The sequence below is a fragment of the Desulforadius tongensis genome (assembly GCF_016907915.1).
Taxonomy (GTDB): domain Bacteria; phylum Bacillota; class Desulfotomaculia; order Desulfotomaculales; family Desulfohalotomaculaceae; genus Desulforadius; species Desulforadius tongensis.
On record NZ_JAFBCW010000018.1, the window covers coordinates 1 to 11,753 of the forward strand.

General features: G+C 43.8%; 12 protein-coding genes. 4 read left to right on the forward strand and 8 right to left on the reverse strand.

The window, feature by feature from the left end:
* Positions 1 to 83 precede the first annotated feature (83 nt).
* Positions 84 to 2,096 (reverse strand): elongation factor G, encoded by a 2,013-nt coding sequence (gene fusA, locus JOC37_RS08225; RefSeq protein ID WP_204617895.1) that lies wholly within the window; start codon positions 2,094 to 2,096, stop codon positions 84 to 86.
* A 286-nt stretch (positions 2,097 to 2,382) separates the two neighbouring features.
* On the opposite strand from fusA, the gene spoVB reads away from it, so the two are divergent.
* The 3 genes from spoVB (at position 2,383) to nadE (ending at position 6,300) form a co-directional block, all read left to right on the forward strand.
* Positions 2,383 to 3,942: a stage V sporulation protein B gene (gene spoVB, locus JOC37_RS08230; RefSeq protein ID WP_204617897.1), complete on the forward strand. Its 1,560-nt coding sequence runs from the start codon at positions 2,383 to 2,385 to the stop codon at positions 3,940 to 3,942.
* Between the two features lie 84 nt (positions 3,943 to 4,026).
* Positions 4,027 to 4,257: an alpha/beta-type small acid-soluble spore protein gene (locus JOC37_RS08235; protein ID WP_204617898.1), complete on the forward strand. Its 231-nt coding sequence runs from the start codon at positions 4,027 to 4,029 to the stop codon at positions 4,255 to 4,257.
* Positions 4,258 to 4,398: 141 nt separating this feature from the next.
* Positions 4,399 to 6,300 carry an NAD(+) synthase gene (gene nadE / locus JOC37_RS08240; protein ID WP_274380941.1) on the forward strand — a complete coding sequence of 634 codons (1,902 nt, stop codon included), beginning with the start codon at positions 4,399 to 4,401 and terminating at the stop codon, positions 6,298 to 6,300.
* On the opposite strand, the gene surE is transcribed toward nadE, so the two are convergent.
* The 7 genes from surE to queD form a co-directional block, all read right to left on the reverse strand.
* Complete coding sequence (surE, locus tag JOC37_RS08245) at positions 6,290 to 7,048, reverse strand: 5'/3'-nucleotidase SurE (RefSeq protein WP_204617900.1); 759 nt, start codon at positions 7,046 to 7,048, stop codon at positions 6,290 to 6,292. The genes nadE and surE overlap by 11 nt on opposite strands.
* Positions 7,049 to 7,056: 8 nt before the next feature.
* Complete coding sequence (locus tag JOC37_RS08250) at positions 7,057 to 7,236, reverse strand: YpmA family protein (RefSeq protein WP_204617901.1); 180 nt, start codon at positions 7,234 to 7,236, stop codon at positions 7,057 to 7,059.
* A gap of 153 nt (positions 7,237 to 7,389) precedes the next feature.
* Positions 7,390 to 7,941 (reverse strand): GTP cyclohydrolase I FolE, encoded by a 552-nt coding sequence (gene folE, locus JOC37_RS08255; RefSeq protein ID WP_204617980.1) that lies wholly within the window; start codon positions 7,939 to 7,941, stop codon positions 7,390 to 7,392.
* Between the two features lie 146 nt (positions 7,942 to 8,087).
* Positions 8,088 to 8,834: a 7-carboxy-7-deazaguanine synthase QueE gene (locus tag JOC37_RS08260; protein WP_204617903.1), complete on the reverse strand. Its 747-nt coding sequence runs from the start codon at positions 8,832 to 8,834 to the stop codon at positions 8,088 to 8,090.
* 3 nt (positions 8,835 to 8,837) lie between these two features.
* Entirely contained in the window at positions 8,838 to 9,401 is a 564-nt protein-coding gene (locus JOC37_RS08265; RefSeq protein WP_204617905.1) for a DUF366 family protein, read from the reverse strand.
* Positions 9,402 to 9,418: 17 nt separating this feature from the next.
* Positions 9,419 to 10,084 carry a 7-cyano-7-deazaguanine synthase QueC gene (gene queC / locus JOC37_RS08270; protein WP_204617906.1) on the reverse strand — a complete coding sequence of 222 codons (666 nt, stop codon included), beginning with the start codon at positions 10,082 to 10,084 and terminating at the stop codon, positions 9,419 to 9,421.
* 4 nt (positions 10,085 to 10,088) lie between these two features.
* Positions 10,089 to 10,478: a 6-carboxytetrahydropterin synthase QueD gene (queD, locus tag JOC37_RS08275; protein ID WP_204617908.1), complete on the reverse strand. Its 390-nt coding sequence runs from the start codon at positions 10,476 to 10,478 to the stop codon at positions 10,089 to 10,091.
* A gap of 228 nt (positions 10,479 to 10,706) precedes the next feature.
* On the opposite strand from queD, the gene JOC37_RS08280 reads away from it, so the two are divergent.
* Positions 10,707 to 11,738 carry a tetratricopeptide repeat protein gene (locus tag JOC37_RS08280; RefSeq protein ID WP_204617910.1) on the forward strand — a complete coding sequence of 344 codons (1,032 nt, stop codon included), beginning with the start codon at positions 10,707 to 10,709 and terminating at the stop codon, positions 11,736 to 11,738.
* Positions 11,739 to 11,753 lie beyond the last annotated feature (15 nt).

The window sequence follows — 11,753 nt, forward strand, 5'->3', positions numbered from 1 at the left end:
GCAGAGCCCTATCCTCCCAGAGGGTAAGAGCCATTATAAGGTTAACCATTATTCAACGGAATTACCCATTTACACAAAATAATTTACACTCCCTTTTTTTTAGCTTCTGCAATAACTTTTTCAGCTATATTAGCCGGAACTTCTTCATAAGCGTAGAATTCCATCTTAAATTGCCCGCGGCCCTGGGTCATTGACTTCAAGTCATTGGCATATTTAAACATTTCTGATTGAGGCACGTGGGCTTTAATAGTGGTACCGTCTTCATTTTGTTCAGTTCCCAGCACCCGCCCGCGCTTGGTATTAAAGTCGCCCATGATATCTCCCATAAATTCATCCGGTACGGTAACCTCCACATACATTACCGGCTCCAGCAGTACCGGCTTAGCTTTGGGAATACCATTTTTAAATGCCAATGATGCCGCAATCTTAAACGCCATTTCAGAGGAGTCAACGCTGTGGTACGAACCATCGTACAGTGTAGCTTTTATACCAACTGTGGGATAACCGGCCAACACACCGGTTTCCATTGCCTCACGCAGTCCCTTTTCCACAGCCGGGAAGTAGTTCTTCGGCACAGCACCACCGAATATTTCTTCATGAAACTCAAAATCCCCTTCAGCCAGCGGTTCAAAGCGGATATACACATGCCCATACTGGCCGCGTCCACCGGACTGTTTCTTGTGCTTGCCTTCCGCCTCAACTTTGGCCCGAATTGTTTCCCGGTAAGGAACCTTGACATCCTCAGTGCTCACATCTACACCGTAACGATTTTTTAGTTTATTCATTACAATGTTCAGGTGCGCTTCACCCATACCGGTTAACAACGTCTGCTTGGTTTCAGTATTCTTTTCCATTTTCAGCGAAGGATCTTCTTCAATTAATTTGTGTATGGCATCGCCCAGTTTATCTTCGTCGTTTTTACTCTTGGGTATAATGGCCAGGGTATAGTTAGGTACAGGAAAATCAATGCCTTCCAGCTGTTCTTTGTGATCTTTATCGCACAGTGTGTCACCGGAAACAGTTTCTGTCAACTTAACAACTACCGCCATATCACCGCATGGTACTTCCGGTGTTTGCTCCGAATTTTTACCTCTTACATAGAGCACCTGGCCAACCTTTTCATTCTTTTCTTTATTCGGGTTGTACACCTGGGTATCCCCTTTAAAGGTGCCGCGGAACACCCGGATAAAGTTCATGCGACCGACATAGGGGTCTGCCAATGTCTTAAATACCAGGGCTGCCATTGGGCCCTCTTCGCACTTGGGTGCCGGCATGTATTGAGCCAAAAAGTGATCCAAATTATATACACCAATGTTTTGGATAGCTGAACCGCTGAATACCGGCACAGCTTTAGCAGCAGCAATGGTTTTCTGCAGGCCCATTTTAATTTCTTCCGGAGTTAATTCTTCCCCTTCCAGGTATTTTAAAGTAAGCTCGTCATCGCTTTCAGCAGCAGCCTCTATTAGCATTTCACGGTATTCATCCAGTTGATCTTTTAATTCGCCCGGTACTTCAATTTCTTTCGGCCTGCCGTCATTACCAAATTCATAAGCCTTTTGTTCCAGTATATCTACTATGCCTTTGAAATCCTGAGCTGCCCCTATGGGGAAGTTCACCGGTACAAAGTTGGCTTTGAACCTGCTCTTTAGTTCATCTAATAACTTGTTATAATCGGCATTTTCACGATCCATTTTATTTATAAATACCGCCCGGGGAAGGTCAGATTTTTCGGTCATCTTCCAAATAATCTCATGCTGTACTTGTATACCGTCTACCGCGGAAAAAACAAATAAGCAGCTGTCCGCTACCCGCAGGGCTCCTTTAACTTCAAAAATAAAATCGGAAAAGCCAGGGGTATCCAACAGGTTTAATTTTATGCCTTCCCATTCTATAGGTACTAAACTGGTGTGTACAGTTGACTGACGAGCTGTTTCTTCCGGATGATAGTCCGCCACCGTATTACCTTCTTCAACTTTACCCATCCGGGAAATCAATCCTGTGTTAAACGCCATGGTTTCTATCAGTGATGTCTTACCGGTACCACCATGACCCACCAGGGCAATGTTACGGATTTTGTCCGTTGAATAGTTTTTCAAGTCTACTCCCCCTTTTGTTTCTCCAATTTTTTACTAAATATTTCTCAATTACTTTCTTTATAGTATGACCAAAATTAAACAATTTTGGTATTTGCGTCCAAAATATTTTTTAGTTTTGCAATTTATTAAGTATTTAAATAATTGTACATGTGACATATTCTACAAACTCATATAATTTCCTTGTTTGAATAGAGAATTAATTTATTTATTTTCGACATATTCATCCACATAGGTGCCGCCGGTAAAGCATAGACATTTTATACAATATTGTACAAGGGGTTTAACTATGAAAAAGCAATCTTTTATTTACGGTGCTCTTGTATTGCTGATAGCCAGTATTTTTAACCGGGCCGTCGGTTTCGCCTATCAAATTATCGTTATTCGTTTAATCAAACCCGAGGGAGTAGGCTTATTCAATATGGTATACCCGGTATATGTAATGGTAATGGTTTTGTCCACAATGGGTATCCCGCTGGCCATTTCCAAGCTGGTGGCGGAAGAAATTGCCAGTAATAATACCCGGGGGGCATATAGAATATTTTATATCTGCCTCATTTTATTAATACTATCGGGAACACTATTTACCCTGGGCTTGTTTTTTGCCGCTCCATTACTTGTGAAATACTATTTTCCCAACCCCAAAGTTTATTATAGTTTCCTGGCCCTGATTCCCGGGATATTTATTGTATCCCTGTGCTCTGCCTTCCGGGGCTTTTTCCAAGGTTTACAGCAAATGACCCCCACCGCTGTAACTCAAGTAATAGAGCAGTTGGTACGGGTTACCGCCGGGTTAACAATTGCCTATTTTTTACTGCCCCGGGGAGTGGAATATGCTGCCATTGGTATATCACTGGGAGTGGTGTGCGGCGAAATAACTGGTTTTCTGACCATGTTATTTATATATCTACGTTCCCGCCCCCTGGCTCCCGGTTTCAGCGGCAGCTTTGAAACACTGGGCACATCTCTGCAGCGGATATTTTCTTTAGGTATACCGGTAACACTAACCAGGTTTGTCTCCACTGCACTAATGAGTATCGATGCGGTATTAATTCCCCACCGCCTGCAGGCGGGTGGGTTAACTTTACAGCAGGCCACCGCTTTATATGGACAGTTTGTAGGCATTGCCCAGACTTTACTGCTGACCCCGGGGGTTATTACAGCAGCGCTGGCCACCGCACTAATCCCGGCGGTTTCCGATGCTTTGGCCCAAAACAATATTAAATTGGTACAATCCCGTACTTCTGAAGCAATAAGGCTGACAAATATAGCTGCCTTCCCCTGTATCGTGCTGTTTTTATTTATACCGGAGGAATTATGCAGGCTGCTCTTCGGCTACCAAGAAGCGGGGCAAAGTTTGGCCATTATGGCTTTAGGAGGTTTATTTTTGTACTTTTCACAAACAACCACCGGTATATTGCAGGGCATGGGCGAAGCAATTCGCCCCTTTAAAAATTTGGTTATTGCATCTTCTTTCAAAATAGCGGGCATTTATTTTCTAACAGCCAACGCTGACTTGGGAATCAAAGGTACTTCAATGGCCATAGTGCTGTATTGTGTTATCATGGCCGGTTTAAATTATATTGACCTTAAAAAACTAACCGGTTTTCGAATGTATTTTGTAGTTTCAGTAATAAAACCATTTTTTTCTGCCGTGCTAATGGGTATTACCGTATGGTTTGTTAATAATAATATGTTTGCCATTAACAATTCACCTGCCCTGTCAACCCTCACCTCAATATTTCTAGGTATTTCAGTTTACGTATTATCTTTAATAATAATGGGAGGCGTACCTCCCCAGGACATTGCACGAGTGAAAAAATTTTTTCAAAAAGCATTATCCAGGTAACCCAACTTTTTGGTACTATAATCATTTATCAACCGCAGTATACTATTACAAAATAATATTAAATTTACTAGGAGGGGAAGTACCATGGCCCAATTCACAAATACCAATAAACTGCTGCCGGCTTCTGTCTTGGAGGCGTTTAAATATGAAATTGCCCAGGACATCGGCATAGATAATGAAATAAAAAATCGCGGTTGGGGCGGTATTTCTTCCCGGGACTGCGGCCGTGTAGGTGGTAAAATGGGCGGCAGTATGGTTAAAGTATTAATCCGCCAGGCTGAAGAAGCAATGGCCAATAACCAATTTTTAACTTAATATTTGCTTTAGACTTGAAACCTTATTATAATAAATAAAAATATAAAAAATACATTCCAGGTCAATGATGCCCTACACACTTGTGTACGGGCGTTTTTTTAACACCTGTGTAAAAAACTGCTCTGAAAGAAGGGAGAATATTTGAAAATAGCGCTGGCTCAAATGGAAGTTAGGCCCGGAAGGCCGGACATAAATACAAAAGTAATGTTAAACATGATCAAACGGGCCAAAAAAAACAAGGCCGACATGATTATCTTTCCTGAAATGGCCGTTCCCGGATACCTACTGGGTGATATTTGGGAACGCCAGTCCTTCCTTTTGGATTGTGAAAATTACGGTAAACAGGTTATTGATGCATCGGATGAATTAATAATTTTATTTGGTAATGTGGCTGTAGACTGGCAAAAAAGAGGGGATGACGGAAGGGTTCGTAAATATAACGCCTTTTTCACTGCTCAAAACGGGAAATTGGTCGGCGGTGATAACTTCCCCTACCCTTTTAGAATTAAAACACTGCTTCCCAATTACCGTGAATTTGATGATGAACGTCATTTTTACAGCTTAAGAAAATTGGCCCAAGATTTAGATTGCAGTCCCGAAGATTTATTGCGCCCGGTTTATGTTCAGTATAAAGGTAAAAAACTGGGATTGGGGTGCACCATTTGTGAAGACGGTTGGAATGAAGAATATTCCATTAATCCCATTTCTTTAATCAGTAAAAACGGAAAAACGGACCTGTTTATTAATATATCCAGTTCCCCTTTTACTTTGGGTAAAAACAACAAAAGACACCGCAACTTTTCCCGGCACGCCAGGGAAACCGGGGTACCGTTAATTTATGTCAACAACGTGGGTATTCAAAATAACGGTAAAACCGTATATACATTCGACGGGTCAAGCACTGTTTATAACAGCTGCGGTAATGTTGTTTATTTCTGCAGCCGCCCTTTTGAACAAAGTATGGATATTGTTGATCTGGATACAGCCACCGGTGCTGTAAATCTTCCCCGGTTGAAAGTGCCCAATGATGATAATATAACTTATATTTACCAGGCTATCATTTACGGTATTAAAAAATTTACAGCTTCAATTGGCGTCAGTAAAGTAGTAATTGGTATTTCCGGAGGCATTGATTCTGCTGTAACGGCGGCGCTGTACTGCCAGGCCCTGGGGGCCGGTAACATACTGCTGGTAAATATGCCCAATATTTATAATTCAAAAACCACTAGAAATTTATCCTTAAAATTAGCTAAAAATTTAAAATGTCTATATACCGTGTTACCAATCCAAAAATCAGTTGAACAGACTATTAAGCAAATTGAAAATACCCCGGTGATTAACTATCAGAATAATAAAAAAACATATTTTAAGCTTAACTCTCTGATAGAAGAAAATATTCAGGCCCGGGACCGATCTTCTCGCATTTTAGCCGCTTTGTCCGCTGCTTTTGGAGGCGTGTTTACCTGCAACGCCAATAAAGCGGAATTAACAGTGGGTTATTCCACCCTATACGGTGATCAGGCCGGTTTCTTGGCTGCCCTGGCAGACCTGTGGAAACATCAGGTATATCAACTGGCCGATTATATTAACGAAGAAGTTTATCAGCAGCAGATTATTCCTCAAGAAATTATAGATCTGCCGCCCAGTGCAGAACTCAGCTTTGCGCAGTCGGTGGACGAAGGTAAGGGGGATCCGATAATTTATCCATACCATGATTATTTATTCCGTTCTTTTGTAGAAAGATGGGATAGGGCAACCCCGGAGGATATTCTGGAGTGGTACCAGGCAGGAATACTGGAAAAAAAAATCGGCTGCAAACCCGGTTTGGTCGGGGAGGTGTTTGCCACCCCCGCTGATTTTATCGCCGATTTAGAAAAATGGTGGCGCCTGTATAACGGTATTGCACTGGCCAAAAGAATTCAGGCACCACCTGTCCTTGCCGTCAGCAGAAGAGCATTTGGTTTTGACCACAGGGAATCTCAGGTAGGTGAATATTACAGTCAACGGTATTACCGGTTAAAAGAAAAAATTCTTACTTATTAATGGGCCACTTTTTCAGTTCTTCCAGGTACTGGTAGCTGGTTACGTCTATCTGGATAGGCGTAACAGAAATATACCCTTCTTTCACCGCGTAAACATCGGTTTCCGGGTCATCTTCATCCAGGTTTTCCGGCTCTCCGGCCATCCAGAAGTAGGTTTTTCCCCTAGGGTCAGTACGCTTGTCAAAAACATCAATATAACGCCTGTAACCCAACCGGGAAACCCGGATACCTTTTGGTCTTATGCCATTGGGAATGTTCACGTTGAGCAGTACCCCCCGGGGCAGTTTGCGCTTTATTACCTCGGGTACATATTCCTTAATAAATTCAACAGCATAGGTATAGTCAGGATTTTCCCAGGTGTTTATCGATATCGCCATAGAAGGAATTCCGTTAATAATTCCTTCATAGGCTGCAGATACCGTACCAGAGTACAGCACATCGGTACCTAAATTGGGTCCCAAATTTATGCCGGATATTACCAAATCGGGGGCTTTATCCATTATTGCTTCCAGGCCTAATTTAACGCAGTCAGCAGGGGTGCCGTCTACTGCATAACCAATGGTGGTGCTGTTTTTATACTTAATTTTCTTGGTACGCAGCGGCCGGTACACAGTAATGCCATGGCCAGTGGCACTGCGCTCCCTATCCGGTGCCACCACTGTAACTTCACCCAATTCTTCCAGCGTTTTGCGCAGCACTTTAATGCCTTCGGCATAAATACCGTCGTCGTTTGATACTAAGAAACGCATATGACCTCCTAGGTTTCGTAAATATTTATTGTCATTTTTTCCTCATCTTTGGTTAATCCAAAGATGAGATTTTTTTCTTTCAGTGTTTTATTTAAAAAGTCAACCACTTTGTACATATCTTTATAATGGGAAAAGGACTTATGAGCTATTAGCTCCAGCTTGGGTTCACGTTTTTCCCCTTCAGACATTAAAGGTTCCCTCCTGTTCTACCCTGAAAAATGGTATCTTACTGAGTTCGGCAGCTGCTCACTTAAAAAATGTCCGCTAATGCAAACGGCTGCCGGGGTTCTCATCTCCTGTTGGTGCCATTTATGACACGAGTGTCTATCCTGAAAATAAACTTATCTTAAAATTAGTGAAAAGGCTTCTGCCCTGCTGGCCTGATTTTTTTCAAAAATCCCTCTTACTGCAGAGGTAACTGTTTTTGCTCCCGGTTTACGCACCCCTCTCATGGTCATGCACATGTGCTCTGCCTCTATCACCACCACCACACCATAAGGGTCCAGTTTAGTCATTATACCATCTGCTATTTGTGATGTTAACCTTTCCTGCAGCTGCGGCCTTCTGGCGTAACCTTCCACCACCCGGGCCAGCTTGGACAGCCCGGTTACTTTCCCGTTTCTAGGTATATAAGCCACATGGGTGCGCCCGAAAAATGGAATTAAATGATGTTCGCACATGGAATACAGGGGAATATCCCTTACCAGCACCATTTCTTCATGTTCTTCGGAAAATATTTTTTCCAAATGTTTTAAAGGGTCTTCACGCAGGCCGCTAAAAACTTCTTTATACATTCTGGCCACACGCTGGGGGGTTTCCTGCAAACCTTCCCGGTCCGGGTCTTCACCAATGGCCTCCAGTATCATTCGCACTCCTCTTTCTATCTTAGCCATATCAAATCTTTCAGTCACGAAATGCTCTCTCCTTTAACTGCTATGCTACCCTGAAAAATAGTATCCTGCTGAGCCGGCGCTCGGTCTGCCGGCTCCTATCCGTGTCCGTAAATTCAGATGCGGTGCCGCAGTGCGGCATGAGCAACTTAAAGCACGCCCATGGTCTTATGGGTTTGACCTATTACCCTTACGTCTTTAAGGTATTCCAACCCTTGCTCCTGCCAGTGCAGCAGCTGCTGTGAACTGGGCGGATTTATACCGTTGTGCGGGGTTACCGGTTGAATTACCAGCGTCACACCCGGTGCCTCTTCTTTTAACATCTGCCAAAGGATATTTAAATCTTCTCTGCTTGTTTTATCACTGACCACTACTTTTATATACAAATATATTTCTCTGGATAATGCAATCCTTATAAACTCCCGGTGTTCATTCCAACAAGGTTTAATATTGGCCACACTGGGCAGTTTTATATCCATGCTGATAATATTAACATAATCTATTACCTGCCGCAGTTGGTTGGGCAAAGTGCCGTTGGTTTCTAAAAATATTCCGTACCTGCTGCCCTTTAAGCGGGGCAGCATTTTTCGCAGCAGCCCGTGATGCTGCAGCGGTTCCCCGCCGGTAATGCTCACCGAGTGATGTTTTGACAGGTGATAGTATTTATGAATCGTTCTGACCACCTGTTCCAATTCCAGCGGCCACGGCAGGTATACAAACCGGCTGCTTCCAGAAACAGGTTCAATTTTACACCCTTTCTCACCGACATTAATTGGCGTGTCACAATAGCAGCAGTTAAGGTTGCAGCCGGCCAGGCGCAAAAAAATCTGCCGGCAGCCCAGCAGCGGCCCTTCTCCCTGTACACTGGAGAATATTTCTAACAGCGGTACATGCAACCTCTAATCAACTCCTCTTACTTTACACCGGGCCATTTTTATGCTGTTTATCTCTGCCACATAGCGGGCACATATTTCAGCCGCCAGTTCCTCACTGCGATCTTCCGGCCAGCCCAACTCAGAAATGCTAACCGTCGGTACCGGAGTGTTGTGAGATGATATGTTGATACCGGTATGAATCATTGTGGACACCGGGCTCAGTGTAGCTATGGACACTGAAAGTTTGCGGCTGCCCTGGTATAAATCGTCCCCCCGCCTTATCAGCCGGCAGCTGGTTTCTTCTTCCAATAGTTCTTTAATTATCGATATCAGCAGCCGCTGCCGGGTAACTGTCTTTTCCAGGTCCATATCGAAATGCTCGATTATAAAGTGCAGCATATCCTCACTGTATATGCTGTCTCCTGCCCGTACATCGGCCAGGTCCACCATGTGGGATAATTGAACATCACATGAGCCTCGAAAACTTATAATGCTGTCCCCTTGAATACCAAAATTTCTAAAGGCCCACAGCGAGCTAAGTTGTGAACCGTCATAATGGGTGATTTCTCTAACAAATTTATCAATCAATTTAAAGCCTCCAATAATTACTTGATTATTACATTGGCCTGTTCCAATCCCCGGTAAAAACGGCGGCAGCTTTCACACCGACCGCACATTTCCTCGCCACCGTAATAACAGCTCCACACATGCTGCCAGGGCACCCCCAACCTCTGCCCCAGCTGCACAATTTCTGTTTTGTTCAGCCGCTGGGTATAGCTTACTACCCGCACTCCGTTGGCAGTGCTGTAACTCAAAGCTTCGTTGGCCGCTATAACATATTCTGCACTGTTATCAGGAAATGCTGCCGCCTCTTCGGCATTAAATCCGGTTACCACCAGCTGGCATTTTAGCGTTTCCGCAAAGCCCGCGGCAATATTGATAAAAATACCGTTTCTGTTAGGCACCCAAACTGCAGCAGCAGTTTCCCTGGCCCTGGGCAGGCAGTCTAAACTTTCTTTTTCCGGTGCCGGTATCTGTACATTATCGCTAATTAAAGCACTGTTCTGAAAGTGCTTAAAAAAATCCAGCTTTAAAACCCTGTGCGTTACGTTGTAATGTTCAGCCAGGGCCCGGGCATGTTTTATTTCCTGTTTGGCTGCCCTCTGTCCATAATCAAAGGTTAGGCAGAGTTCCACTTTTGACTCTCTCACAGCCTGGGCCAGGCAAACTGTGGAATCCAGCCCAGCCGAAAGCAATACTATACTTTTCATTTTATTAATCCTCCCAGTAAATGGCACAAGCAGACGGAGACTCCCAAACTTTCACCCGGGACAGTTTTATTTCCGGGTAACTTTTGTTAATTTCATTTTTCACCCGGTTGTATATATACCTGGATAAGTTTTCGGCAGTGGGATTGCTTTCTTCTTTCCCGCCGGCAAAGGCCGGTAATTGGTTGATATAGTTATGATCCAGTTCATCAATTGTTTTTTTGACAATTTTTTTCAGATCTTTAAAATCCATAAGCATGCCGATGGAATTAAGCCTGCCTCCCGAAACGGCAACTTCCACCGTCCAGGTGTGGCCGTGCACCCTGGAGCAATCGCCTTGATAACCGCACAGTCTATGGGCAGCATCAAAAGTTGTTTTTATCAATAACTCATACATAAGGGTTCCTCCTTCAACAGTTAGTATGCTTCAACTGCCCAAGAATTACTATATTCTTCATATCTGCCAATTCTCCTTTTAATAAAATAGAAAACACAGCTATTTCAACACTAACTTTAAGTCGGACCTTATCTTAATTTGTTGGAAAAAAATAGTAATAATTAGCAGGAAAAGGAAGGCAAGGGCAGAAAATATATACTCAACTACGCCAGGAGGGAGAGATACCAGGTGTGGAAAATTGACAAAGCCAAACTACTGCAGGCATTATCTTATACGCTGGAAACATGCGGTGCCTGCCGGTTGGCACTTCGTTACATACAAAAGGCCATTGAAATAAGTCCCCACAACTTTGATCTGCACATGCAGGCCTGCCGGTTATATTTAAAGGGCGGGCAGTTAGATAGTGCTGCCCACCACTGCAAAAAGGCCAACATTGGCGTTGGGCCGGGCGGTTTCTTATACTGGCTGAACAAAGCCTGTAACGATGCATACCTGTCTTCACAAAATAACAATTCGGGTGCCGGTAAAGTTGTAAAAAAAGAAGACGTGGCCAGCACCTTCAATAACACCGGATTGTATTTATTGGAAAGCGGGCGGTACAAAGAAGCAATTGCCTGTTTTAAGCAGGCTATTAAAGCCGGCCGTAAAGACCCGGTGGTGCTTACCAACATGGGGCTTGCTTATACCAAAATGGGCAGCCACAGCAATGCCCTTGCCGTACTGGAACAAGCTCAAAAAATGGGCTACAGCAGTTTGGAATTATTAATTCACAAGGGGTATAATCTTTTCTATCTGAATAAACTGGAAGAAGCGGTTTCCTGTTACGAAAAGGCCAGGGAAATTTCACCTGCAGACCCTTCTGTACTTTGTAATTTGGGTTCCTGTTACCAGCGGTTGAAAAAATATACCGCAGCAGTGGAATGCTATAAAAGGGCCATTGAAGTAAGCCCCGAAGATGCTGCTTTATATAACAACCTGGCCCTGTGCCTGGAAAATCTTAATCAAACAGACGCGGCCATTGATAACTATATTAAAGCTGTGGAAAAAAACCCGGGCAGCGCCACCATCATTACCAATTATGCTGCCTGCCTGAGCAAATTAGGACGCTGCGAAGAAGCACTGCAGCTGTGCGATAAGGCTCTTCAACTGCAGCCGGGCAATTATGAAACATGGGGATTAAAGGGCAACCTGCTGATGGATATAGGTAAAGCGTCCGACGCGGCCGAAGCTTACACCCGGGCATTGGGGCTGGCCGGTTAAATGAAAAGCAATGAC